The 23397-nt window shown below is 72.5% G+C and carries 25 protein-coding genes; 11 read left to right on the top strand and 14 right to left on the bottom strand.

Features of this window, described 5'->3' with window-relative positions; all coding sequences use genetic code 11:
* Positions 1–28: 28 nt before the first annotated feature.
* Together IEZ25_RS06620 and IEZ25_RS06615 are read right to left on the bottom strand one after the other, a co-directional pair.
* On the bottom strand, positions 29–1573 hold the full coding sequence (locus tag IEZ25_RS06620) for an LCP family protein (RefSeq protein ID WP_191198598.1): 1545 nt from the start codon (positions 1571–1573) through the stop codon (positions 29–31).
* 90 nt (positions 1574–1663) lie between these two features.
* A complete protein-coding gene (locus IEZ25_RS06615; RefSeq protein ID WP_191198597.1) occupies positions 1664–2224 on the bottom strand; it encodes a GNAT family N-acetyltransferase in 561 nt (186 codons plus the stop codon).
* A 25-nt stretch (positions 2225–2249) separates the two neighbouring features.
* On the opposite strand from IEZ25_RS06615, the gene IEZ25_RS06610 reads away from it, so the two are divergent.
* Positions 2250–3458 (top strand): LCP family protein, encoded by a 1209-nt coding sequence (locus IEZ25_RS06610; protein ID WP_191198596.1) that lies wholly within the window; start codon positions 2250–2252, stop codon positions 3456–3458.
* Between the two features lie 261 nt (positions 3459–3719).
* A complete protein-coding gene (locus tag IEZ25_RS06605; RefSeq protein WP_191198595.1) occupies positions 3720–5180 on the top strand; it encodes a hypothetical protein in 1461 nt (486 codons plus the stop codon).
* Here the strand turns inward: IEZ25_RS06605 and IEZ25_RS06600 are convergent.
* From IEZ25_RS06600 to IEZ25_RS06585, 4 genes are read right to left on the bottom strand one after another with little or no spacing between them, the layout of a single operon-like run.
* Positions 5165–5881: a class I SAM-dependent methyltransferase gene (locus tag IEZ25_RS06600; protein WP_191198594.1), complete on the bottom strand. Its 717-nt coding sequence runs from the start codon at positions 5879–5881 to the stop codon at positions 5165–5167. The two genes, IEZ25_RS06605 and IEZ25_RS06600, sit on opposite strands and share 16 nt — an antisense overlap.
* Complete coding sequence (locus IEZ25_RS06595; RefSeq protein WP_191198593.1) at positions 5878–6672, bottom strand: ABC transporter ATP-binding protein; 795 nt, start codon at positions 6670–6672, stop codon at positions 5878–5880. The genes IEZ25_RS06600 and IEZ25_RS06595 overlap by 4 nt, the downstream gene beginning before the upstream one ends.
* Complete coding sequence (locus tag IEZ25_RS06590) at positions 6669–7667, bottom strand: ABC transporter substrate-binding protein (RefSeq protein WP_318152077.1); 999 nt, start codon at positions 7665–7667, stop codon at positions 6669–6671. Before IEZ25_RS06590 ends, IEZ25_RS06595 begins: the two co-directional genes overlap by 4 nt.
* Before the next feature lie 35 nt (positions 7668–7702).
* Positions 7703–8815, bottom strand: coding sequence for a FecCD family ABC transporter permease (locus tag IEZ25_RS06585; RefSeq protein WP_318152076.1), 1113 nt, complete (start codon positions 8813–8815; stop codon positions 7703–7705).
* Between the two features lie 196 nt (positions 8816–9011).
* Between IEZ25_RS06585 and IEZ25_RS06580 the strand changes: the two genes are divergently transcribed.
* The 5 genes from IEZ25_RS06580 (at position 9012) to IEZ25_RS06560 (ending at position 13245) form a co-directional block, all read left to right on the top strand.
* Positions 9012–9725: a PadR family transcriptional regulator gene (locus tag IEZ25_RS06580; protein ID WP_224748513.1), complete on the top strand. Its 714-nt coding sequence runs from the start codon at positions 9012–9014 to the stop codon at positions 9723–9725.
* Entirely contained in the window at positions 9722–10162 is a 441-nt protein-coding gene (locus IEZ25_RS06575) for a DUF1707 SHOCT-like domain-containing protein (RefSeq protein WP_191198591.1), read from the top strand. The genes IEZ25_RS06580 and IEZ25_RS06575 overlap by 4 nt, the downstream gene beginning before the upstream one ends.
* Before the next feature lie 58 nt (positions 10163–10220).
* On the top strand, positions 10221–10763 hold the full coding sequence (locus IEZ25_RS06570; protein ID WP_191198590.1) for a hypothetical protein: 543 nt from the start codon (positions 10221–10223) through the stop codon (positions 10761–10763).
* A gap of 63 nt (positions 10764–10826) precedes the next feature.
* Positions 10827–11546, top strand: a complete 720-nt coding sequence (locus IEZ25_RS06565; RefSeq protein ID WP_191198589.1) for a DUF1775 domain-containing protein — start codon at positions 10827–10829, stop codon at positions 11544–11546.
* 67 nt (positions 11547–11613) lie between these two features.
* A complete protein-coding gene (locus tag IEZ25_RS06560; RefSeq protein ID WP_191198588.1) occupies positions 11614–13245 on the top strand; it encodes a copper resistance CopC/CopD family protein in 1632 nt (543 codons plus the stop codon).
* On the opposite strand, the gene IEZ25_RS06555 is transcribed toward IEZ25_RS06560, so the two are convergent.
* Entirely contained in the window at positions 13237–14100 is an 864-nt protein-coding gene (locus tag IEZ25_RS06555) for a hypothetical protein (protein ID WP_191198587.1), read from the bottom strand. The two genes, IEZ25_RS06560 and IEZ25_RS06555, sit on opposite strands and share 9 nt — an antisense overlap.
* Positions 14097–14996 (bottom strand): LysR family transcriptional regulator, encoded by a 900-nt coding sequence (locus IEZ25_RS06550; protein ID WP_191198586.1) that lies wholly within the window; start codon positions 14994–14996, stop codon positions 14097–14099. The genes IEZ25_RS06555 and IEZ25_RS06550 overlap by 4 nt, the downstream gene beginning before the upstream one ends.
* A gap of 70 nt (positions 14997–15066) precedes the next feature.
* On the opposite strand from IEZ25_RS06550, the gene IEZ25_RS06545 reads away from it, so the two are divergent.
* Positions 15067–16095, top strand: coding sequence for a YeiH family protein (locus IEZ25_RS06545; RefSeq protein ID WP_191198585.1), 1029 nt, complete (start codon positions 15067–15069; stop codon positions 16093–16095).
* A gap of 41 nt (positions 16096–16136) precedes the next feature.
* Positions 16137–16415 carry a hypothetical protein gene (locus tag IEZ25_RS06540; protein WP_191198584.1) on the top strand — a complete coding sequence of 93 codons (279 nt, stop codon included), beginning with the start codon at positions 16137–16139 and terminating at the stop codon, positions 16413–16415.
* A 10-nt stretch (positions 16416–16425) separates the two neighbouring features.
* Here IEZ25_RS06540 and IEZ25_RS06535 read toward each other — a convergent pair whose 3' ends face one another.
* The 4 genes from IEZ25_RS06535 to IEZ25_RS06520 form a co-directional block, all read right to left on the bottom strand.
* Positions 16426–17130, bottom strand: coding sequence for an NADPH-dependent F420 reductase (locus IEZ25_RS06535; RefSeq protein WP_191198583.1), 705 nt, complete (start codon positions 17128–17130; stop codon positions 16426–16428).
* A gap of 40 nt (positions 17131–17170) precedes the next feature.
* Positions 17171–18046 carry an HAD family hydrolase gene (locus IEZ25_RS06530; RefSeq protein ID WP_191198582.1) on the bottom strand — a complete coding sequence of 292 codons (876 nt, stop codon included), beginning with the start codon at positions 18044–18046 and terminating at the stop codon, positions 17171–17173.
* Between the two features lie 94 nt (positions 18047–18140).
* Positions 18141–19313 carry an acyl-CoA dehydrogenase family protein gene (locus IEZ25_RS06525; RefSeq protein WP_191198581.1) on the bottom strand — a complete coding sequence of 391 codons (1173 nt, stop codon included), beginning with the start codon at positions 19311–19313 and terminating at the stop codon, positions 18141–18143.
* Between the two features lie 16 nt (positions 19314–19329).
* Positions 19330–20184, bottom strand: a complete 855-nt coding sequence (locus IEZ25_RS06520; protein WP_191198580.1) for a 3-hydroxybutyryl-CoA dehydrogenase — start codon at positions 20182–20184, stop codon at positions 19330–19332.
* Positions 20185–20235: 51 nt separating this feature from the next.
* On the opposite strand from IEZ25_RS06520, the gene IEZ25_RS06515 reads away from it, so the two are divergent.
* Positions 20236–20904 carry a TetR family transcriptional regulator gene (locus IEZ25_RS06515; protein ID WP_191198579.1) on the top strand — a complete coding sequence of 223 codons (669 nt, stop codon included), beginning with the start codon at positions 20236–20238 and terminating at the stop codon, positions 20902–20904.
* 55 nt (positions 20905–20959) lie between these two features.
* On the opposite strand, the gene IEZ25_RS06510 is transcribed toward IEZ25_RS06515, so the two are convergent.
* Positions 20960–21880 (bottom strand): DUF6801 domain-containing protein, encoded by a 921-nt coding sequence (locus IEZ25_RS06510; protein ID WP_191198578.1) that lies wholly within the window; start codon positions 21878–21880, stop codon positions 20960–20962.
* Positions 21881–21983: 103 nt separating this feature from the next.
* Here IEZ25_RS06510 and IEZ25_RS06505 point away from each other — a divergent pair, with 103 nt between their 5' ends.
* Positions 21984–22397: a CoA-binding protein gene (locus tag IEZ25_RS06505; protein ID WP_191198577.1), complete on the top strand. Its 414-nt coding sequence runs from the start codon at positions 21984–21986 to the stop codon at positions 22395–22397.
* Here the strand turns inward: IEZ25_RS06505 and IEZ25_RS06500 are convergent.
* Positions 22394–23389, bottom strand: a complete 996-nt coding sequence (locus IEZ25_RS06500) for a Gfo/Idh/MocA family protein (RefSeq protein ID WP_191198576.1) — start codon at positions 23387–23389, stop codon at positions 22394–22396. The genes IEZ25_RS06505 and IEZ25_RS06500 overlap by 4 nt on opposite strands.
* Positions 23390–23397: the final 8 nt, after the last annotated feature.

The following is a 23397-nucleotide window of genomic DNA, read 5'->3' as shown; positions in this document are numbered from 1 at the left end:
ACACACCCTAGGGGCGAGCCGGGTGGCCTCAACAAACCGCGCCGAGGTCCTCCGACTGGTTGGCGGCGTAGCCGTCCTTCATCGAGCCGAGCGACCCGCCCGTGACCGACGGCGGGTTCGCGGGTGTCGGCGGAGCGGCCGGCGGCGCGGCGTCGTCCGTCTCACCGGTGCCCGCGTCTGCGGTGTCCGCAGCCGGCGCACCGGTCGCGGTCTCCGGTGCGGCCTCCGCGGTCTCGGTCGCCGGGGGCTTCTGTCCCTCGGCGCGCGCGATGGCCTCCTGGACCTTCTGCTGGACCAGGGCGATGTCGGGGCTCGCGGTGTTGATCATCGGCGGCACCAGCGACAGCGTCGCGATCTTCTGGCTCTTGGCCTTGAGCGCGAGGTCGACGAAGCGGTCGACCTCGCCGCGCGGGATGTCGGTGGAGACCATCGTCGAGCTGGCCTGGGCGATCTTCTGGAAGTTGGTCAGGGCCGTCTGGGGGCTGATCTGGGTGAGCATCGCGCTCATGACGCACTTCTGGCGCGCCATGCGGGAGTAGTCGTCGGACCCCTCGCGCGCCCGGGCGAACCAGAGCGTGTCGTGCCCGTTGAGGGTGCGCTTGCCGGGATCGATGTAGTGGAAGGTGTCCTCGTAGGGCAGGCCCACCGGGATCGGCTGGCGCACGTTGAGCTCCACGCCGCCGACGGCGTCGACGAGGTCCTTGAACCCCTCGAGGTTGACCATCGCCCAGTAGTTCACGTCGAGGCCGGTGATGCCCTCGACTCCCTGGATGGTCGCCTCGATGCCCGGCTCGTCGGAGCCCTTGAGGACGTCGGGGTGGTCCTGGGCCCACGTCGAGAGGCTGTTGAGGTACAGCCCCTCCTCGTCGAAGCCGTTCGGGAACTGCTCGGCCATCTCCGACCCCGCCGGGAAGGGGAAGTTCTGCATGTTGCGCGGCAGCGAGATCAGCACGGTCTTGCCGGTCTCGGCGTCGATGCTTGCCACGGTCATCGAGTCGGGGCGCTGACCCCAGCGGCCGGCGCCGGAGTCGCCGCCCATCAGGAGCACGTTGTAGCGCCCGTGGGCGGCACCCACGGCGTCCCCGTCGCCGAACATCGTCATCATGAACTGGCGCTGCACGTTGACCATGTAGGCGCCGAAGAGCAGCGTGCCGGCGACGCTGAAGCACAGGAGGCCGTTCACCCCGACGATCGCGAGCCGGTGCTGGCGCTGCAGGGTCAGTGGCTGGCCGAGCCGCCAGGCGTCGACGAAGAGGTACGCCCAACCGACCGCGAGGGCGATCAGGCCGATGCGGACGACCTCGAGGAACATCGTGTTGGTGCCGGCCCAGAAGGCCACCCCGTGCCAGAGGTAGGACACGACCAGCATCCCGAGCCCCAGTCCGACCAGGGCGATCCAGGTGCGCAGGGCGATCAGGCCGACGCGCCGACGGCCCGCCACGAGCTGGGCCGATCCGGGGACGACGAGGGTCATGAGCATCAGCGTCACCGCGCGGCGGAAGCGGACGCGCTGCGCGCGGTCGAGGGTGGTGAACCTCGACTGGTGCGACCCGGGGTGCGGGGCGGACGGCATCGAAGGGCCTTTCAGCTGGGGGAAGTCAGCCCGCCCAGTATCACCAGTCACACGCGTCCCAGGCCGTCGCGACGCGCCGGGGACGCCGGGTCAGCCTTCTACCAGGGCCGCCAGGAGCACCTCGTCAGGCTCGCGGTCGAGGTAGACCAGCCGCACCGCGGCGGGGTCGTCGTTGCCCGCGTCGGGGCCGCGCCACACCAGCCGGAGGCCGAGCTTCTCCGCGGTGCGTCGCGAGCCGACGTTGTGCTCGAGCAGGTAGGCGAGCACCGGCCGCTCGGGCTCCACGTCGTGCGCGGCCGCGATCGCCGTACGCGCAGCCTCGACGGCGTACCCCCTGCCCTGGACGGAGGTCTCGAAGCGATAGGCCAGGTTCCACCACGGTCGACCGTCCGGCACGCTCACGCCCGTCCATCCCACGACCGGACCTGACGGCTGCTCGCGGACCACCCACCCGCTCAAGCCGTGGGCGTCCCACAGGCGCTCGTGGTGCACGACCAGCGCAGCCGTCTCGTCGCGGCGGTCGTGGCGGCCCTGGGGGAAGTGGGTCCAGCTCGCGGGGTCGGAGTAGATGGCGTGGAGAGCGCCCACGTCCGCCGCCTCGGGGCGGTCGAGCCAGAGCCGGTCGGTGCGCGTGTGCGCCCAGTCGCTCATGACTCGCACGGTAGCGTCCTTGCTCATGGCTGATCGACCACAGGGCTCCGGCATGCCCGAGAAGGGGACACCGGAGTACGACTGGCTCTACGGGAGCCAGTCGCAGGGACCCTCGGGCGACGCCACGCAACGGATGCCCGCCCAGGGCGGCCCCCGTGCCTCGCGACCCGACGAGACCCGCGTGATGCCGGTGGCCCGGCGCGAGGAGCGCGCCTCCGGCGGCCGGCCGCCGAACGACGGACGACGTACGCCGACGCCGGTGGCACCGCCCCCGCGGCCGAAGAAGCGCCGCCGCTTCCGGCTGGGCCTGATCCCCCTGGTCCTGCTGCTGCTCCTCGTCTACCTCGTCGGCGTCCCGCTCTACCACTGGACGAAGATCGACCGGATCGACGCGGCGCCCTCCGGGGACCGGCCCGCCGACCAGCCCGGCACGAACTACCTGATCGTCGGGTCCGACAAGGCCGACGACCTCACCGACGCGCAGCGCCAGGACCTCGACACCCCGGAGCGCGGCGGCACCAACACCGACACCATCATCGTCCTGCACACCGGCTCCGGGGGCCGCACGATGATGTCGATCCCCCGCGACACCCTCGTCGACGTGCCGGGCGGCGGCACCCAGATGATCAACGCGGCCTTCGCCAGCGGCGGCGCCCCCCTGCTGGTGCAGCGCGTGGAGGCGCTGACGGGCATCCACATCGACCACTACGTCGAGCTCGGCTTCGGCAGCGTGATCAACACCGTCGACGCCTTTGGCGGCGTGGAGATCTGCCCCACGCAGGACATGAAGGACCCGATGGCGCGCCTCGACATCAAGAAGGGCTGCCAGGAGGTCGACGGCATCACCGCGCTGGCCTACTCCCGCTCCCGGCATGTCACCGCGCTCAGCGACCTCGACCGCGTGGCCCGCCAGCGCGAGGTGATCAGCGCGATCGGCGACAAGGCGCTGACGCCCTGGACCTTCGTCAACCCGCTGCGCTACTGGCGGATCAACGACGCCGCCACCGGGGCGATCGTCATCGACGAGGACATGAACCCGATCGACCTCGGCCGCTTCGCGCTCGCGATGACCAGCAAGAGCCAGACCTGCACCATGCCGAACCTCAACGCCCCCAGCGACCCGAACCGCATCATCGCCGACCCTGACCGGGCGCCGAAGCTGTTCAACGCGATCATCAACGACAGCAAGGTGCCTGACGCGGCCTGCACGCCGACGGGGCGCGTGATGAACTAGCGCGAGTCACGGCTTGCGCGCCTGGTGAGCCGTGGCTGTGGCTCCCATGCGGTGGGTGCTGGGATCGCTGGCAGCGTGCTGCTCTTGCGAGGTGCTGCGCTCGTTGGCAGCGCGCAGTTCCGGAGGGTGACTGCCTGAGGGTCGCGCTGCGAAACGTTTCCGGTGCAGCGCCATCAACCCGCTGCGAACCGCCGCGAATGCTCGCGCAACAACCAGACCAAGCGTCTTGTGATTCGAACACCTGTTCGATAGAGTATCCATATGACCCTTACCGCCGCCCCCCAGCCGGCCTCCGGCGCCGCGGGGCTGAGTGCGGAGCAGGTGCTCGACTCGGCGTCCCAGGCGCTGCGGGCGCGGCGCCTGGCGGAGGTGGCGGAGATCCGGATCGCGATCGAGTGGGCAGTGATCGCTGGTCATCCGCGCGACGACCGGGACCCGATGGTGACGCCAGGTGGTGACGGCACGCCCGCGATGCGCGAGCACGCGATCCCCGAGCTCGCGATGGCGCGAGAGACCCACCCGGCGACGACGCGGGCGCTCGTGGCCGACGGGCTCGACCTGGTCCACCGGCTGCCCCTGACCTGGGCTGTCGTCGAGGCCGGCGACTGCGAGCCGTGGGTCGCGCGCAAGGTCACCGTGCTGACCCGCGCCCTGCTGACCGAGCAGGTCGGACGCGTCGACCGCGCGGTCGCGAAGGCCATCCGCGGGCATGCGCCCTCGACCGTCCTCGAGATCGCACGCGCGAAGGTCATCGAGGCCGACCCCCAGACCCACCGCGCCGAGCAGGAGCGCAGCCGCCACCAGCGCTACGTGTCGCTGTCCCGGTGCGACGAGTACGGCTATCGCCACGTCATCTCCCGGGTCACGGCCGGCGACGCCGCCTGGATCGACGCCATGGTCGACCGGGTCGCCGACATCCTCGCCACCACCATGGGTCACGACCACAACCGCGATGAGCTCCGATCCGTCGCGATGGGTTGGCTGGCACGCCCCGCCGACGTGCTCAAGCTCCTGCTCGACCACACCGAGAGCGACATCGAGAGCGACCCCGAGAGCAACTCCGCGAGCGATCGCGCACCCTGGGCCCCCGACCACCTCGCCGACACCGTCGACCGGCTCGCCTCCATGTCGGCTCGCCGGCTCGCGTCGCTCCGCGGCCGAGGCCGGCTCTTCGTCCACCTCACCGACGACGCGCTGCGCACCGGCAGCGGCGTCGCACGGGTCGAGGGCGTCGGCCCCGTCGACGTACGCCAGCTCCGCGAGCTCCTCGGGCACGCCGACGTCACCGTCACCCCCGTCCTCGACCTCCGGATGCGCCGTCGGGTGGACGCCTACGAGCACCCCGAGGACGTCAAGGACCACGTGTGGGCGCAGACCGGTGGCGACTGCTTCCCCTGGTCACCTCGCTCGGCCACCCGCGACGGCGTGGACTACGACCACGCAGTCCCCTACGACGACACCGGCCCGCCGGGACAGACCGGCACTCACAACTCCGGCCCGCTGCGCCGGCGCCACCACCGCGCGAAGACCCACGGCGGATACGCCACCCGCGTCGTCGGTCCCGGGAGGCACCTCTGGCGCACACCCCACGGCCGAGCCTTCCTCGTCGACCACACGGGCACCACCCGCGTGAGCGCGGCACAGGCAGCAGCCATGGACGCTGCGATCGACGACGGCGTCGAGCTCTACTTCACCGGTCCGCTGACCTACGAGGCCGCCTGAGGGCGGCGCCCGCTCAACATCCACTGCAGCTGGACGTCGTGACCGGGCGCGACGCCATGGATGCGGTCCAGCTCGAGGACCTCCTCGAGCGGGGTGACGACGACGTCGACCAGTCCGCCGCGGGTCAGCGCCGCGGCGACCTCGTCGATGCTGCGGGCGTCGGCCAGCGGCAGGTGTCCCTCGGGTCGCTCGCCGTAGAGCTCGCCGAGCCCGTCGGTGAACCACAGGCTGTCGGCCATGGCCACCACTCCCCCGGGCCGCAGCAGTCGCACCCACCGCTTGACCGCCGCGTCCGGGTCGCGCAGGGTCCACATCAGGTAGCGCCCGACGACCGCGTCGAACGAGCCGGCTGGGAAGTCGGGGTCGACCGCGTCACCGGCCAGGAAGCGGGGCGGCGTACGTCCGGGGCCGGCGTCGGCCTCGGCGTGGTGCGTGGCGATCTCGAGCATCCCGGGCGACAGGTCGATGCCGGTGACCCGGTGCCCGAGCCCGGCCAGCAGCCGCGCGACGTGCCCGCTGCCGGTGCCGACGTCGAGCACCTCGGCCGGAGCCGCGGGCAGTGCGGCCGACCAAGCGCGGCCCCACACCTCGACGTCGAGGTCGCGGCGCTCGGGACGCTGCTGGTAGGCGTCGTACGACGGTGCGCGCTCGGTCCAGTAGGTGTTGATCGAGTCCTGCAGGTCGAGCTGGTGGTCACTCATGCCGAGACGTCCTCCTGGGTAGGGGTCCTTGGGTGAAAGAGCAGGTGGAGCTGGTCGTCTGTGCGGACGCGCTCGATGCCGATGCCGTAGACCGGCTCCAGCAGGTCGGGCACCAGCACGTCGTCGACCGGGCCGGCCGCGACGACGCCTCCGTCGCCGAGCAGGACCAGGTCGTCGCAGTAGCGGGCCGCGAGGTTGAGGTCGTGCAGCACCACCACGACGGTGCGGTGCAGGTCGTGGGCGAGGTCGGCGACCAGGCCGAGCACCTCGTGCTGGTAGCGGATGTCGAGGTGGTTGGTCGGCTCGTCGAGGAGCAGGTGGGTCGCCTGCTGCGTGAGGGCACGGGCGATGAGGACGCGCTGGCGCTCACCTCCCGAGAGCCCGGCGAAGGCGCGGGACGCGAGGTGCGACATCCCCACCCGCGCCAGTGCCTCGGCTGCCACCGCATGGTCGCCTGCACCCGCACGCTGGAACGTCGACAGGTGCGGCCCGCGACCGAGGAGCACCATCTCGGCGACGCTCAGCGTGCTCTCGCCGCCGCTCTCCTGCACGACGACGGCCACGCGGCGGGCGGCGTCGCGGGGCGCGAGCGCAGCCAGCCGGTCACCGTCGACCCGGACCGACCCGGTGGAACTGTCGAGCGCGCCGTGGAGAAGCCGGAGCAGCGTCGTCTTGCCGCTGCCGTTGGGGCCGATCAGGCCGAGCACCCGTCCGTGCGGGGCGGCGAGCGAGACGGCCTGCAACACCTGCGCGGGGCCGTAGGACCAGGAGAGGTCGTCCGCCTCGATCACGAGCCTCGCCCGAACCTCTCGACGATCCGCTGGAGGCCCACGACGGCGAGGGGACTGGGCGGCTCGGTGAAGTTGAAGAGCTGGGTCATCACGTCGCCGTTGCGGACGGCGGTCAGGTCGTCCGCGCCCGGCAGCCTCGTGATCGCGTCCTCGACCGGACCGGGCTCGCCCTCGCTGTGGAGCAGGACCAGGACGTCCGGGTCGCGACCGAGCAGCTCCTCCAGGGTGACCTCGAAGACCCGCTCGTCGACGTCGTCGAAGACGTTCTCGAACCCGGCGGCCTCCAGCTGGGGCTGGGCCATGCTCTGGGTGCCGTAGGCGTAGGTGGTGCCGCCCCCGACCGTCGGGTAGAGCACGGCGGCCGTGCGACCGCTTCCCTCCCCCACCTCGGCCTCGATGTCGGCCAGGTCGTCCTTCACGTCCGAGATCGCCTGCTGCGCCTGCTCCTCTCGCCCGAAGACCGACCCGTAGAGCTCGAGCTGGTCGTAGACGTCGTCGAACGACGGCTCACCCCCGGCGCCGCACAGCGCCGGCTCCTCGAGCAGCGGGATGTCCACGGCGGCGAGGGTCTCGCGGGACAGGTTGTCGACCTGCCCGAGCACCAGGTCGGGCTCCTGTCCGATGACCACCTCCTTGGAGATCTGGAGGTGCCCGCTACTGTCCATCTCGTCGGTCAGCAGCGGGATCCGGTCGAGCTCGGCCTGCGTCTCCTCGTCGTAGTAGTCCGTGGGATAGGCGCCGGCGCGGGCCTCGACCCGGTCCAGGACGCCGAGGTCGTGCAGGAACGGCACGGCCGAGCTCTTGAGCAGCACCAGCCGCTCGGGGGCCTGCTCGAACGTGACGTCCGCACCGCAGTTCTCGACCGTGAGGGGGTAGGACCCCGTGCTGGTCGAGGTGGGCGCGGCGTCGTCGGCGTCGCCCCCGCACGCGGCCAGGACTCCCGCCGCCAGCAGGGCGACGGCCAGGCGGACGGGGGTGCTGGCAGGGACGGACACGGGCATCTCTCCTCCAGGGAGCATCGGGCGGCAGGTCAGGCGGTGGTCGCGTGGAGGCGACGGATGAGCACGAGCAGGAACGGGGCGCCGACGAGCGAGGTGATGATCCCGATCGGGATCTCCTGGGGCGCGAAGAGCGTGCGGGCCAGGACGTCGGCCCAGACGAGCAGGATCGCGCCCATGAGCGCCGCGACGACCACCACGCGCACGTGGGCGCCGCCCACGACACGGCGGGCCAGGTGCGGCACGACCAGGCCGACGAAGCCGATGCTGCCGGCGGCCGAGACGACCACGCCGACGCAGAGCGCGACCACGACGAGCAGCCGCAGGCGGAACCGCTCGGGGCGTACGCCGAGGGTGTGGGCTGTCTCGTCGCCGACCGCGAGCGCGTCGAGCCGTCGGCCCCACAGCGTGAGGAGCGCGGTCGCGCCGAGCACGACCACCGCCACGACGGCGAGGGGCAGGTCCCACTTCGCGAGGCCCAGCGACCCGAGGAGCCAGAACATCACCGAGCGGGCGCCCTCGGCCGAGCCGGACGCGAAGATCAAGAAGCTGGTGAGCGCGTAGAGGGCGTAGCCGACCGCGACACCTGCCAGCAGCAGCCGCACCGAGGTGACCCGGCCGGCGCTCCGGGCGACCAGGAAGACCAGCAGGGAGGCGGCGAGTGCGCCGAGGAAGGCGGTGACCTGCAGCGCGTGCTCGGCGAAGCCGGCACCGACGCCGAACAGGATCGCGGCGGCCGCACCGCTCGACGCGCCGGAGTTCACGCCGAGCAGGTAGGGATCGGCGAGCACGTTGCGCACCATGGCCTGGAGCGCGACCCCGCAGATCGCCAGGCCCGCACCGACCAGCACACCCAGCAGCACCCGCGGCAGGCGCACCTGCCAGACGATGGCGTCCATCGGTGCACTCCAGGTGCGCTCACCCGGCCAGCCGAGCAGGTGGTGCGTCACGACCTGCGCGACCGTCCCCGCAGGCACCGAGAAGGCTCCGATGCCGATGCCGGCGACCATCGTGGCCAGCAGGCCGAGGGCGAGACCGACGACCCACGCCGTCGTACGCCGCCTCGTGGCCGCCAGGCCTAGGACGTCCTCCGGAGCAGCGTCGCGAGCGCGAGACGGCACCGCCCGGGTGTCGACCACGTGCACCCTCCGCTCCTTGTTGCAAGTCGATTGCAAGAAGGAGGGTGCCACATGCGACGCCGCCGGGCTCCACCGGGCCCTTGTCCGACGCCGGACCTCGACGTACGCTCACGATATATCGCGATAGGTCACCGATAGATCTGCGATACATCACGAGCTTCTTCATCCCTCATTCATCCGCACCGTCACCGAGGAGCACGACATGGGACATCAGTGGCCCGGGTCCGACTGGCCCGAGAGCAGCGACAACGACGACCGGGGCAGCGACCGGTCCGGCAGCTGGGGAGGCTCGTGGAGCCACGGCTGGGGCGGTCCGATCAGCCGTGCCGCCGGCCACCGCGGCCGGCAGAGCGGCCCGCCGCCGTGGCTGGGCGAGATCTTCGGCTTCGCCACCGCCCCGGAGCGCCCGAAGCAGCGCAGCCCGCGCGTGCGCCGCGGCGACGTGCGCACCGCGATCATCGACGTGCTGCACCGCGCGCGCCGCGCGGAGGAGCCGATCAACGGCTACCAGGTGATCCAGGAGATCTCCGAGCTGAGCAACGGAGAGTGGCGACCCTCCCCCGGGTCGGTCTACCCGACGATCCAGCAGCTCCAGGACGAGGGCCTGGTCGAGTCCGACGACGAGCGCGGCCGCCGCACGATCCGGCTCACCGACTCAGGTGTCACGTGGGCCGAGGACAACGCCGCGGACCTGGCGGCGGTGTGGGCGCCCTTCGCCCGCACCGAGCAGCCGGCCGGCGACGAGCCGTCGGGGCAGGCCGACATCAAGAGCGAGATCGCGCAGGTCGTCAGCGCCGTGTGGCAGCTCGGCACCCAGGGCTCGGACCAGCAGCGCCGCGCAGCGCTCGACGCGCTGGTCGACACCCGCCGCCGGCTCTACGGCATCCTCGCGGACGGACGGGACGGCGAGCGATGAGCCCGGCGGACCCGCGCCTGCGGGTCTCCGACGCGGACCGTGAGCGGGCCATGGCCGACCTGTCCGGGCACTACGCCGACGGGCGCCTCGACCACGAGGAGTACGACGAGCGGCTGGACGCGATCTGGACCGCGCGCACCCGCGCCGACCTGGCCGTCCTGTTCAGCGACCTGCCCCGCCTCCAGCCCGCGCCACCGCCCGCGCAGCACGGCCGCGAGACGCGGTCGCGTGGGCGCGGCTTCCGGCTGCCGCTCATGCCGGTGCTGATGCTGCTGATCGCGCTCAGCATCCTCACCCACGCCCCGTTCTGGCTGCTGGTCTTCCCCCTGATGTTCTTCATGGGTGGCCGGCGCCGGCGGACCTGCGGTCCGCCGCACCAGGGCCGGGGCCCGGGCGGCACCGACTACCGCCGGCCCGCCCGCTCGCACGGCTGGTAGGTCGACCGGACCCGGAGGCCGCACCGCGCCCATGCTCCCCGTCTGGGAGCATGGGCGCGTGAGCATCGAGTCGAGGGTGGTGCAGGCGCGCGCGCCGCACGCCCTGGGCCGAGCCCTCGCCGCGACGTCCGTGATCGTCACCGGCGCCGCGTCCGCCCACACCTGGGCCGGCGGCGCCGTCCCGACCGGACCCGGACTCCTGCTGGTCGCGCTCGTCGTGCTGGTCGGCGGCCTGCTGCTCTTCACCCGCGACGTGCCGATGTGGGCGGTGCTGCCGGCCGTCGCGCTCGCCCAGCTCGGCCTGCACGAGACGTTCGGTCTCGTGGCCGGGCACGAGCACACCGCGACCCTGGCCGCCGCCGCTCCTGGTTGGACCTGGCAGATGGTGCTCGCGCACGGCTCGGTCACCCTGGCCACCGCACTCATCTGGTGGATCGGCCGGCGCGCCGCGTCGTACGCCGTGTCGTGGCGCGAGCACCCCGCCCTGCCCGTCGTGTCCGGTCCGACGTGGCCCGTCGTCGAGGTGCCCGTCGGTCCCCTGCTCGCGCACCTCCTGGCCGCGCCGAGACGAGGCCCACCACCAGGATCCTGTCCCGCCTGAGCCGTGCGTCGTTCGGGTGGGACGCGCGCGCCCTCGTCCGATCGATCCGTCCAGGAGAATCCCTTGAACACCCGTCATCTCGCGCGCTTCGGCGTGCTCACCGCCGCCTCGTCGGCGATCGCCCTGTCCCTCGTCGCGCCCGCCAGTGCGCACGTGAGCGCCTCCGTCAGCACCGCCGCGGCCGGCGCCTACACCGTCGCGACCTTCAGCGTCCCGCACGGCTGCGACGGCTCGCCCACCACCGAGGTCGAGATCCAGGTCCCCGAGTCCGTGCTCTCGGTGACGCCGACCCGCAACCCGCTCTACGACCTCGAGGTGAGGACCGAGGAGCTCGACGAGCCGCTCGCCGACAGCCACGGCAACGAGGTCACCGAGCGCACCGCCTCGATCGTCTACACCGCGAGGACCCCGCTCCCGGAGGGTCAGCGCGACACCTTCGAGCTGTCCTTCCAGGTGCCCGACGCCGAGGGCGAGACGCTCTCGTTCCCCACCATCCAGACCTGCGAGCAGGGCGAGACCGGGTGGGTCGAGGTGCCGGCCGAGGGCCAGGACGCCGACGAGCTCGAGAGCCCCGCACCGTCGTTCGAGATCGTGGCTGCCTCCGGCGACATCGAGGACTCGGCCGAGCAGGCCAGCGCCACCGCGGAGGGCAGCGGCGACAGCCAGCCCGCCGCCGCTGCCGAGGGTGGCTCCTCGGCCGTCGGCTGGGTCGGCGTCGGGCTCGGCCTGGTCGGGGCGGTCCTCGGCGGTCTCGCCCTGGCACGCTCGCGCACGGGCGCGTGACCTGCCCGTGACGTCGTACGCGCGACCAGCGCGGTGGCACCGGACCCTCCGTGCGGGGGCCGCCCTGGTGGCCACCGCGCTGGTCGCGCTCGCGCTCGTCCTCGGGCTCAGCGCACCCGCGTCGGCCCACGCGGAGCTGATCGGGACCGACCCCGCCGAGGGCGCGGTCGTCGACGCGGCGCCGGGGACGGTCACGCTGACCTTCAACGAGGCGGTCCGGCTGACCGCGCAGGAGATCGCCGTCTACGACGCCGCTGGCGGTGCCGTGCCCTCCACGGCGAGCGCCGGTGGCACCGACGTGCGCGTCGAGCTCACCGACGCCGCAGCGATGACCGACGGCACCTACGTCGTGTCGTGGAACGTCCTGTCCGGGGACGGCCACCCGATCTCGGGCGCGCTGACCTTCTCGGTCGGCGCCCCCAGCGCCTCGGTCGCGGCGCCTCCGGAGCCGCAGACGTCGTCGGCCGCGGTCGCCGTCGTGCGCGACGTGGTCACCGTGCTGGCGGTCGTCGGCCTGCTGCTGGCCGCCGGCCTGGCGCTCTTCCTGGTGCTCGTGCTCCCGCGCTCGTGGGCCGGCGCCGAGGTCCGGGCCCGGCTGCGCCGGCTGATGACGTACGCCGCCGGCGTCGCGGTGGTCGGCGCGATCCTCCAGGTCCCGGTCGCGGCCGTCTACGGCCAGGGGCTGGAGCTGACCGACGGGGTCACCGCGTTCGACGCGGGGCTGGTGTCCCACGAGCTGCTGAGCGCCGCGCTCGTGCTGGTCGGCCTCGGACTGGTCGTGTGGGCCGTCGCGGACGTCCCGCCGGACCGGACGAGGGCCTGGGTGCTCGGCGGTGGCGCGGTGCTGGCGCTCGCCGGACCGTCGCTGGTCGGGCACACCCGCGCCTTCGCCCCGTCCTCCCTCCTGGTCGCCGCCGACGTGCTGCACCTCGTCGCCGGTGCCATCTGGCTCGGCGGCCTCGTCGGGCTGGTGCTGTCGCTGCGGGCGCTCGCCGGTCGTGAGCTGCTGGCCGCGCAGACGCTCGCGCGCTTCTCGACCCTCGCCGGTGGCGTCCTGCTCGCGGTCGCCGCCACGGGCACCTTCCTCGCCTGGCGCATCGTCGGGGCGTGGGCGCCGCTGGTCGAGACCCGCTACGGCTGGCTGCTGCTCACCAAGGTCGGCCTCGTGCTGGTCGTCGCCGGCATCGGCGGCTGGAACCGGTGGCGCACGCTGCCCGCCGTGCGGGCGGCCGCCGGGTTCGGCGACCGGGAGCGCGCGGCCGCGGCCGTGACCCGCACGGTCCGGGTGGAGGCCGTCGTGCTCGTGGCGCTGCTCGGCGTCACCGGCTTCCTGGTCAACCAGTCGCCGCGCCCGGCACCGGTCACCGTCGCCTCCGGCACCACGGGGGTCGGCGCCGCCACCGCTGGGGACCTGCGCGTGCTCGCCGTCCTCGACCCGCGGCGCACGGGCCCCAACTCGCTCCTGGTGCAGGTCCAGGACGCGTCGGGCGAGCCCTTCGACCCGCCCGCCACCCCGGTCGTGGAGATGCGCACCGCCGGCCTCGACATCGGCACCGTCGCGGTGTCGCCGATCGCCGCCGGGACGTGGCGCGGCACGGTGGTCGTGCCGCGCGCGGGTGAGTGGGAGGTCCAGGTGAGCATCCCGCTCAGCCGGTTCGAGAACCCGGTGACGACGGTCAGGCTGACCGTCTCAGACTGAGTCGGCGGGTGCCACCGTGACCTCGACCGGCACGGTGTGCAGGAAGCCGTCGACGCGGACCTGCACGAAGAGGCGGTAGTCGCCCGGCTCCGCGATCTCGGCGTGGAAGGTGAGCTCCGAGCCGTCCTCGGTGATGTCGGGGGCGTCGATCGGGTGCAGGTGCACCATCGCCCCGGTCTCGGTGTCGAAGCCGGTGACGTGGCCGTAGGCGCCGAGGTAGGTGCCGAGGTTGACCGGCTGCCTGTTCGCATCGCGGACGACGAGCCGCAGCTCGCCGTTGCGACCGGTCGTGGGTGCCTCGGAGACGGTGACCGTGACGACCTCGTCCTCGGAGACCGTGTCGCCGGGGTCGCCCGGGGGCAGCTCGAGCGGGCTGCCGAGGACGACGTGGTCGCCGTTGCCGCCCTCGTCGACCGCGATGAACTCGGTGACGACGCGATAGGTCCCCGCGTCGGGGACGTCGAAGGGGGCCGACCACGTGCCGTCGTCGTCGCGGACCGGGTGGAGGTGGCGGAAGACGGTGAGGTCGTCGTTGACGACGTAGAGGTGCAGCTCCTTGGTCAGCTCCTCGACGTAGTCAATGACCGCGTTGCCGTCGTAGTCGTCGATCCGGAAGCTCAGCTCGCCGATCCCGTCGCCGTCCGTGCTCACCTCGACGTCGTCCAAGGTGTAGCCGACCTCGCTCGCCCGGGTCCCGTCACCGACCGCGAGCGAGGTGTGGCTGTGCTCCTGGCCCGGCGCGTGGGTGTGCCCGGCACCGGCCTGGCCGTCCCCGCCGCGCGCGCCGGAGCTGCAGCCGGCGAGGAGGGACCCGAGGACGAGCGCCGTGGCGAGGCCGGCAGCAGGTCGGGTCACGCGGCCAGTATGCGGCACGCGATCCGCAGCAGGGCGGCCGCGGGGTCGTCGAGCGGACGGTCGCGCCGCCAGATCGCGGTGAGCGGCCGCTCGAGGTCGAGGTCGTGCCGCACCTCGACGAGCTCGCCGGTGTCGAGCCCCGCGCGAACGGCGTACGGCGTCACGACGGCCGGCCCGACGCCCGCGAGGGCGGCTCCGACCATCGCCGTCGTCGAGGCGGCGACCATCGCGATCCGCGGCTGCGCGGCCAGGGCCCGCTCGAAGGTGCTGCGGGTGCCGCTGCCCTCCTCGCGCACGACGAACTCGGCGGCGAGCAGCTGCTCGCGCGAGAGCGGGGTGCTGCGGCGCGCCCACGGGTGCGACGCGGGCACGACGATGACGAGCCGGTCTGCGCCGACGACCCGACGGGCCAGGTCCTCCGAGACGCGCGTCGACTCGACGAAGCCGATCGCGCACTCGCCCGAGCGCACCAGGTCGTCGACGCGGTCGGAGTTCTGCACCTGCAGGCGCAGGTGCACCTCGGGCATCGAGGCGCGGAGCTCCCCGATCCACCGCGGCAGCACGAACTCGGCGACCGTCAGGCTGGCCGCGACACCGAGGTCGGACCCGCCCTGCGACCGGCGCGCGCTCAGCGCCTGCAACCCGCCACGGACGGTGTCCACCTGGTGGAGCAGGTCGCGGGCCCAGGCGGCGACCGTCTCGCCGTCCGCGGTGAGCCGGGTGCCCCGCGGGGTTCGCTCCGCCACCCGCAGCTGCCAGCGGGTCTCGAACGCGCGCAGGCTGGTGCTGGCCGCCGGCTGGGTGATCCCGAGTCGTCGCCCGGCCGCCCCGAGGCTGCCCTCGTCCTCGATGAGCGCCAGCAGGCGCAGCGCCTGGAGATCCAGCTCCCTGCTCATAAGGATCGATTATGACCTGACCCCCGATCGACGGCTACTCCTGACGAGCGCATGGCCGCACGCTCGAGGAATGGTCGCCGCCACTCCCCTGTCGCTCCCACCGAGGAGCGACCCGTCATCGACCGCGACGTGGACCACCCCGGCGCGGATGCTCCTCTCCGTCGCCGTGGCGGGAGTCGCGCTGGCGGTGAGCACCGCCGTCCCGCTGCTCGGTCCCCTCCTCGTGGCGCTCGTCATCGGCGTCGCCGTCGCCAACACCCCCGGGGTGAGCCGCCACGTGGTGGGCACCGCTCCTCGCCTCGACAAGCTCCTGCTGCGCGGGGGCATCGTGCTGCTGGGGCTCAAGATCGCCGTCGGCGACGTGCTGGCACTGGGCGTGTCCGGCATCGTGGTCGTGCTCGCGACCGTGGTGACGACGTACGCCGTGACGCAGGTCGTCGGCCGGGCTCTCGGTCTCGAGCGAAGCCTGGTCACCCTGGTCGCCGCCGGGTTCTCGATCTGCGGCGCGGCCGCGATAGCGGCCGTCGAGTCCTCCATCCGGGCGCGGCCGAAGGACGTCGCGCTCGCGGTCGCCCTGGTCACCGTCTTCGGCACGGTGATGATCGGCGCGGTCCCCGCGCTCGGGCACGTCCTGGGTCTGACCGACGAGCAGACGGCGATCTGGGCCGGCGCCAGCATCCACGAGGTGGCCCAGGTGATCGCCGCGGCCTCCCTCATCGGTGCCGGTGGTGCGACCGTGCTGGCAGCGGCGACGACCGTGAAGCTCGCTCGCGTCGCGCTCCTGGCACCCGTCCAGGTCGTCTCGGCGCGGATGTGCCGGTCGGCGGACGCGACGCGACGTGGTCCTCTCGTCCCGCTCTTCCTCCTCGGCTTCCTGGCCGCCGTCGTCGTCCGCAGCACCGGGGTCCTCCCCCCGTCCGTGCTCGACGTCGCGGGCACCCTCACGACGGTCCTGCTCAGCGCGGCGATGTTCGGCCTCGGCACCGGCATCGTGGCCCGGCACCTCTGGCCGGTGCCGGCCCGTGCACTGCTCCTCGCGACGATCTCCACGCTCGTCGCCGCCTCGGTCGCCCTCGCGCTGGTGACCCTGCTCGTCTGACCGCGGACTTTCCCACCTGCGAGCGCCACCAGTTCGTCCTGGTGCCGTCCGGCGACCGCTTCCTGGTCAAGACCGCCAAGATCCGGCGCGGCGGCGAGCCGCTGTGCCTGCAGCTCGGCAAGCGCCGGGTCAGCGTCGCGGCGTGCGACGCCGACAAGCGCCACCAGCAGTTCTCGTTCCGGACGACCAGGAACCGCTACCTCGTGCAGAACGACCTCGGCGGGTTCGAGGCCGCGGCGATCGGCGAGGGCACACCCGACATCGACACGCCCTTCCTCGTCCTCGACAAGGGCCGGGCGAACCTCCCCGCGCTCGACTGACCTGCCGGAATCACATGTCGCGGTAGCGGACCGCGGCGCTGGTGGCTTTCTCGAGGTCGTCGGCCGTGGCTCGCCGGGTCCCGGTCGCGAAGTCGGCGGCGCCGGGCTCGGCGTACGGGGTGACGTAGGCGGCGGTGTCGCGCTGGTAGCGCCAGCCCTCGGCGAGCGGGCCGACGTCGTAGGCGTCGTAGCCGATCGAGTCGAGGAGCTCGGTCACCGTCGCCTTCGCCCCGGCGTCGTCGCCGGCGATGGCGAGTGCCGAGCGCTCGGCGTCACCCTGGGGCCGCGCGAGGGAGGCCAGGTGGGGGAAGAAGATGTTGTTGAAGGTCTTCACCACGTGCGACTCCGGCAGGTGTGCCTGGAGGAGCTCGGAGGTCGTCGTCGACTCGTCGTCGAGCTCGGCGATCCGGCCGTCGCGGTCGGGGTAGTAGTTGTTGGTGTCGATGACCGTCTTGCCGCGCAACGGCTCCACGGGCACGTCGCGGTAGGACTTGAGCGGGATCGTGACGACGACCAGGTCGCCCGCCTCCGCGGCCTCAGTGGCAGTCGCGGCCCGCACGCGGTCACCGAAGTCGGCCGACAGCTCGGACACGAGGTCGACGAGCGTCTCGGGCCCGCGGCTGTTGGAGAGCACGACGTCGTGTCCTCCCGCGAGGGCGAGCCGCGCGACGGTGCTGCCGATGTTTCCGCTGCCGATGAGTCCGATGGTCGTCATGCAGGTGGAACCGGGCGACGGTCACCGTCATTCCCCACCGCTACTGAGCGGCCCCCGCCACGTCGTCCAGGATCCGGCGCATCACGGCCTGGACGGGCTCGGCAACGTCCGGCAGGTGGTGCCGGGCCACCTCGGCGATCTCGGGCTGCGCGTGCGCGACCGCGAACGAGTGGGTGGCCTCGCCGAACATCTCGATGTCGTTGAGGTGGTCGCCGAAGACCGCTGTCTCGTCGGGCCCGACGCCGAGGCGGGCCTGCACGTGGCGGAGGGCCTGGCCCTTGGTGACCCCGAGTGCCGTGACGTCCGCCCAGTGCGTCCCCGAGCGGGTCACCTGGGCTCGCTCGGCCAGCGGTCGGAGCACGTCCCGGTCCACAGCCTCGGTCGACTCGAGGTCGACGATGGCCACCTTGATGACGGGCTCGGTGACGTCCTCCAGCCGATCGACCCGGGTCAGGGTCGGGTGGTAGTTCAGGGCCTCGTCCCACAGGTCGCCGTCGATCTCCACCCACGCGTGCTCGACCCCGCAGACGACGGCCGTCGACCGGCGGTCGTGGGTCCGTGCGTAGTCCCGGACCGCGCCGACCAGCTCGCGCACGAGCGTGGAGTCCAGGGTCCCGGTCGCACGGGCGTCACCGTTCTCGACCAGGACCGCGCCGTTGTCGGCGATGAAGGTCTCGATGAGCGGGACGCCGGAGAAGAGCTCGGCCTGCGAGGCGTACGCACGCCCGCTGGCCGGGACGAACGTGAGGCCCGCCGCACGCAGCTCCCCCACGAGCTCGCCGGTGCCGGCCGGGAGCGTGCGGTCGGGCGAGAGCAGCGTGCCGTCGAGGTCGGAGACCACGAGCCGCACCCCGGCGAGCGCGCCGGGCGCGAGGTCGTCGAGCACGGACGCGGGAGAGGTCGAGGGTCGAGGCACGACACGACCGTAGACAGCGCAGGTCCGCGCGCGACCACCGGGCGCGTGCGACCCCGCAGGCATGAGGCGCAGGTCTCACGTGCGCGCCTCGTGCTCAGAGCTCGGACTGCACCCCGGCGAGCAGCTGCCGTGCCATCACGATCCGCTGGACCTGGTTGGTGCCCTCGTAGATCTGCGTGATCTTCGCGTCGCGCATCATCCGCTCGACCGGGTAGTCGCGGGTGTAGCCGTAGCCGCCGAGCACCTGCACGGCGTTGACGGTGACCTCCATCGCGACGTCGGAGGCGAAGCACTTCGCAGCCGCACCGAAGAAGGTGAGGTCGTCGTCGCCGCGCTCGGAGCGGCCGGCGGCGGCGTACGTCATCTGGCGTGCGGCCTCGACCTTCATGCCCATGTCGGCGAGGAGGAACTGCAGGCCCTGGAAGTCGGCGATCGACCGGCCGAACTGCTGGCGCTCCTTCGCGTAGTCCAGCGCGTAGTCGAGGGCGCCCTGGGCGACGCCGACGGCCTGGGCGGCGATCGTGACGCGGGTGTGGTCGAGGGTCTTCATGGCCGTGGTGAAGCCGGTGCCCTCCTCCCCGATCATCCGGTCCGCCGGGATGCGCACCTGGTCCAGGTAGACCTCGCGGGTCGGGCTCCCCTTGATGCCGAGCTTCTTCTCCGGCGCACCGAAGGACACGCCCTCGTCGGACTTCTCGACGACGAAGGCGGAGACGCCGCCCTTGGTCTTCTTCTCGGTGTCCGTGACGGCCATGACGGTGTAGAACTCCGACTCGCCGGCATTGGTGATCCAGCGCTTCACGCCGTCGAGCACCCAGTGGTCGCCGTCGCGGACGGCGCGGGTCTTCATGCCGCCGGCGTCCGACCCGGCGTCGGGCTCGGAGAGGCAGTAGGAGAAGCCGCCCTCCCCACGGGCGAGGGCTCCGAGGTACGTCTGCTTGAGCTCCTCCGAGCCGGCGATCTGCACCGGGAGCGAGCCGAGCTTGTTGACCGCGGGGATGAGGGACGACGACACGCAGGCGCGGGCGACCTCCTCGATCACCAGCACGGTCGCGAGCGCGTCGGCACCGGCGCCGCCGTAGGCCTCGGGCACGTGCGGCGCGTGGAAGTCGGAGGCCAGCAGCGCCTCGGCCGCCTCGTGCGGGTAGCGCGCCTCCTCGTCCACGGCGGCGGCGTACGGCGCGATCTTGGCGTCGGCGAGCGCGCGCACCGCCTCGCGGATCGCCTGGTGCTCCTCGGAGAGGGCGTACATCGGGAAGTCGTTCATGGCACGTGTCCTGTGATCAGTAGGTGTAGAAGCCGCGACCGGTCTTGCGGCCGAGCAGGCCCGCGTCGACCATCCGGTTGAGCAGGGGCGGGGCGGCGTACAGCGGCTCCTTGAACTCCTCGTAGAGGGACTCCGCGACCGCCTTCGTCGTGTCGAGGCCGATGAGGTCGGCGAGCGCGAGCGGGCCCTGCGGGTGCGCCGCCCCGAGCACCAGGCCACGGTCGATGTCCTCGGCCGTCGCGAAGCCCGACTCGAGCATCCGGATCGCCGAGAGCACGAACGGGACGAGGAGCGCGTTGACCACGAACCCCGCCCGGTCCTGGCTGTCGATCGCCTGCTTGCCGAGCGAGGTCTCGACGAAGGCGCGGGCTCGCGCCGTGGTCTCCGACGAGGTCAGCAGGCTGGGCACGAGCTCCACCAGCGGCAGCACCGGCACGGGGTTGAAGAAGTGGACACCGATGACCTGGGTCGGACGCGCGGTGACCACGCCGAGCTTCATGATCGGGATCGACGAGGTGTTGGACGCCAAGATCGCCTCGGGCGAGGTCACGATCGCGTCCAGGCGGGCGAACAGCTCGGTCTTGGCGGACTCGTCCTCGACGATGGCCTCGATGACGAGGTCGCGCTCGGCGAGGCCCTCGAGGTCGGTGACCACCCGGATCCGCTCCAGCACGGTGGCTGCCGAGTCGATCTTGCCCTTGGCCTCGGCCCGGGCGAGGGACTGCTCCAGCCTCGACCGGCCCGCAGCAGCGGCGGCGTCGGAGGACTCGACCACCACCACGTCGTGCCCGGCGCGGGCCGACACCTCGGCGATCCCGGCCCCCATCAGCCCGCACCCGACGACGCCCACCAGCTGGATCTCTGCACTCATGAGACTGAGTGTACTTGACACGGTACTCAGTCCCACCGACAGGATGCAGCCATGCCCAGCACCCGCGACCGCCTCATCGACGCCGCCTTCGCGCTCTTCGAGGAGCGTGGCTTCGACGAGACGACCGTCGACGACGTCGCCGCCCGCGCCGAGGTGGGCCGTACGACGTTCTTCCGGGCGTTCCGGTCCAAGGAGGACGTGATCTTCCCCGACCACGACGCCATGCTCGGCGCGGTCTCCGCGAGGCTGGCCACCGCGACGGCGGCGACGGTCGAGGTCGCGGTGACCGAGGCTGCGCACGTGGTCCTGGCGCACTACCTCGCCGAGGGCACCCGGGCGCAGCAGCGGTACCGGCTGACGCGCAGCGTGCCCGCCCTGCGCAGCCGCGAGGTGGCCAGCCTCCTGCAGTACCAGCAGGTGTTCCGGACGTTCCTCCACGGCTGGACGGGCGGCACCGCCCGCGCCGACCTGCGCGCCGAGCTCCTCGCCAACGCGGTGGTGACCGCACACAACCACGTCCTGCGTCGCTGGCTGCGCGAGACCATCACGGCGGGCGAGGCGGAGGCGGAGTTCGCCACGTCGATGGACGAGGTGCTGCGGATCTTCGCCGACCCCGCACCGAGCGTCGGCGGGACCGCCGTCGTCGTCCTGCGCAGCGACCAGCCCGTCGAGAGCCTGTTGCCCGCTCTGCGCGAGGTCGTCGCACGTCCTGAGACGTGACACGCCCGGTCGGTGCCAGGCACCGACCGGGCGTGCGGTCGTCGGACGCGCGAGGTCAGCGGACCCGGATCACGACCTTCTTGGACTTCGAAGCCTTGGTGAAGTCGTCTCCGGCGTAGGAGATCTTGACCGCGGTCTTGCCGGCCGGGAGGGCCTTCTTCAGCGTGATCTTGGCCTTGCCCTTGGAGTTGAGGGTGCCCTTGCCGAGCACCTTCTTGCCCTTCATGACCGTGACCTTGCCGCTCGGCACCTCGTTGTCCGCCGCGACGACGACCTTGAGGACGGTCTTCTTGCCGAGCTTGGTGACCTTCTTGGCCGCCTTGGCGGTGGTCTTCGACGTGTTGGTCGTCAGGGTGACCTGGCCGAGGCTCGACGGCGATCCGGCCTTGAGGGCGCACGGCACGTCGGCGAGCATGACTGCCTCACCCTGCTTGGTCGCGGTGAACGTGAATGCCGAGGGCACCGCGATGTCGTAGGTGCCCGCACCCGGCAGGCTCACCGGGACGGTCGAGGCCGGGACCGCGGCGGGGTCGGCGAGCGGGTTCGGCGTGTTCAGCGTCAGCGCGGTGCTGGGCGTGGCCGGGACGGCCGTCTGCGGGAACTTCGCGTTCTGCAGCGCGAGGTCCGAGGCGTCGGTCGAGGCCGTGTCGTTCAGCGAGGCGACCATGTCGTTGGAGAAGCCGCCGATGGTCGTGGCGCCGAAGAGGCCCTTGGCGGCGTCGACCACGTCTCCGGGCAGCGTCACGCTGAGCAGGACCGGGATGGCAGGGGCGTCCAGACCGGCAGCAGCCGTGGGGGGAAGCGTGGCGGTGATGTTCACCGGGATGTCCTTCGCGCCGAGGGACGGGAAGGTGCAGGTGTAGGTCGCCGCCGCGGTCGCTGCCTGGGCGGGGGTCGCGAGGCCGACGAGGGCGGCGACGCCGAGGGCACCGGTGGCGGCGAGGGCGCCTAGGCGCCGGACTGCAGTGTGAGACATGGGAGTTCCCCTCAGTGATGGGTTGTGACGGGCGTCATCCCACCACACGCGTCCCTCCCCGAACAGCACCCGCGTAGGCGAGCGGGCGGACTACCGTGGCGGCATGACGAACTGGCAGGACCCCGACGCCGTCGACCTGATGCTCGACGACCTCGAGACCTGGGCCGTGGTGGGCCTGTCCGGCAATCCGGGGCGCACGGCGTACTCCATCGCCTCCCTGCTCCAGCAGCGTGGGAAGCGGATCGTGCCCATCCACCCCGACGCCACCGAGGTGCTCGGGGAGCAGGGCTACGCCAGCCTCGCCGACGTGCCGTTCCCGATCGACGTCGTCGACGTGTTCCGCCGGTCCGAGGCGGCGGGCGAGTTCGCCGACCAGGCCGTGGCCGTCGGCGCGAAGGGCGTCTGGTTCCAGCTCGGCGTCATCGACGCCGACGCCTTCGAGCGCACCGTCGCGGCCGGCGTGCCGATGGTGATGGACACCTGCCCCGCCATCGAGTGGCGCAAGCGGGGTCGCTAGAGCTCCACGGAGCCTTCCGAGACCGACACCCCGAGCTGGTCGAGACACTCCCCCAGCACCCACTGCACGTCGAGCGTGTCGTCCAGCGGCATCACCGGGCTCTCCGTCAGCCCGGCCGCGAGGCACGCGTGCACCTCCTCGACCTGGTGGACGTAGCCGCGTCCGGTGGGTGGGCGCTCGACGGCCTGCGGCTCGTGGCCGTTGCGGCGTACGACGATGCGGCTGGGGTGGTGGAACGGTGGCTCGAGCTCGATCGAGCCGCCCGTGCCCGAGATGATCGCCCGGACCGGCGTCGCGTTCGCGAGCGAGCACGTGAGCGCCGCCGCGCGACCGTCGGCGTAGGACAGCTGGATGGCCGCCGAGGCGTCGGCGCCGTTGGGATAGGTGGTGCCGGTGACGGTCACCCGGTCGGGGCGCCCGAGCAGGTGCTGCGCGAGGGAGATCGGGTAGACGCCGAGGTCCAGGACCGACCCGCCACCGAGGGCGAGGTCGAAGAGCCGGCTGTCGGGGTCGTAGGCCCGCCACGCGCCGAAGTCGGCCTGCACCAGCAGCAGCTCGCCGATCTCGCCGGCGGCGACGAGCTCCCGGGCCTGGACGATCGCGGGCTGGAACCGCGTCCACATGGCCTCCATGCAGAAGACCCCCGCCGCGCGCGCGGCATCGACGATCTCCTGCGCGCCCCCGAGCGTGGCGGTGAAGGCCTTCTCGACGAGCAGCGGGATGCCTGCCTCGATGGCGGCCAGCGCGAGGTCGCGGTGGTGCGGGTGAGGCGTCGCGACGTAGAGGACGTCGAGGTCGCCCGCCCGTCCGGCCTCGACGAGCTCGCGATAGGTCCCCGCCCCCGGCGCGCCGAAGCGGTCGGCGAAGTCGGAGGCCGACTCGACGGAACGGCTGCCGACGAAGGCGAGCTCGGCGTCCGGCACGAGGGCCAGGTCGGTGGCGAAGACCTCGGCCATCTGGCCCGTGGCGGCGATTCCCCAGCGCGTCGTCATGGCGCCAA

This window comes from Nocardioides hwasunensis (genome assembly GCF_014779665.1).
Lineage (GTDB): Bacteria > Actinomycetota > Actinomycetes > Propionibacteriales > Nocardioidaceae > Nocardioides > Nocardioides hwasunensis.
This window is presented reverse-complemented; position numbering and strand designations above follow the sequence as displayed.

Coding starts and splice junctions, on each gene's coding strand:
- IEZ25_RS06620 (WP_191198598.1), bottom strand. CDS start 1,573: ATGCCGTCCGCCCCGCACCCCGGGTCGCACCAGTCGAGGTTCACCACC.
- IEZ25_RS06615 (WP_191198597.1), bottom strand. CDS start 2,224: ATGAGCGACTGGGCGCACACGCGCACCGACCGGCTCTGGCTCGACCGC.
- IEZ25_RS06610 (WP_191198596.1), top strand. CDS start 2,250: ATGGCTGATCGACCACAGGGCTCCGGCATGCCCGAGAAGGGGACACCG.
- IEZ25_RS06605 (WP_191198595.1), top strand. CDS start 3,720: ATGACCCTTACCGCCGCCCCCCAGCCGGCCTCCGGCGCCGCGGGGCTG.
- IEZ25_RS06600 (WP_191198594.1), bottom strand. CDS start 5,881: ATGAGTGACCACCAGCTCGACCTGCAGGACTCGATCAACACCTACTGG.
- IEZ25_RS06580 (WP_224748513.1), top strand. CDS start 9,012: ATGGGACATCAGTGGCCCGGGTCCGACTGGCCCGAGAGCAGCGACAAC.
- IEZ25_RS06575 (WP_191198591.1), top strand. CDS start 9,722: ATGAGCCCGGCGGACCCGCGCCTGCGGGTCTCCGACGCGGACCGTGAG.
- IEZ25_RS06550 (WP_191198586.1), bottom strand. CDS start 14,996: ATGAGCAGGGAGCTGGATCTCCAGGCGCTGCGCCTGCTGGCGCTCATC.
- IEZ25_RS06545 (WP_191198585.1), top strand. CDS start 15,067: ATGGTCGCCGCCACTCCCCTGTCGCTCCCACCGAGGAGCGACCCGTCA.
- IEZ25_RS06535 (WP_191198583.1), bottom strand. CDS start 17,130: ATGACGACCATCGGACTCATCGGCAGCGGAAACATCGGCAGCACCGTC.
- IEZ25_RS06525 (WP_191198581.1), bottom strand. CDS start 19,313: ATGAACGACTTCCCGATGTACGCCCTCTCCGAGGAGCACCAGGCGATC.
- IEZ25_RS06520 (WP_191198580.1), bottom strand. CDS start 20,184: ATGAGTGCAGAGATCCAGCTGGTGGGCGTCGTCGGGTGCGGGCTGATG.
- IEZ25_RS06515 (WP_191198579.1), top strand. CDS start 20,236: ATGCCCAGCACCCGCGACCGCCTCATCGACGCCGCCTTCGCGCTCTTC.
- IEZ25_RS06510 (WP_191198578.1), bottom strand. CDS start 21,880: ATGTCTCACACTGCAGTCCGGCGCCTAGGCGCCCTCGCCGCCACCGGT.
- IEZ25_RS06505 (WP_191198577.1), top strand. CDS start 21,984: ATGACGAACTGGCAGGACCCCGACGCCGTCGACCTGATGCTCGACGAC.
- IEZ25_RS06500 (WP_191198576.1), bottom strand. CDS start 23,389: ATGACGACGCGCTGGGGAATCGCCGCCACGGGCCAGATGGCCGAGGTC.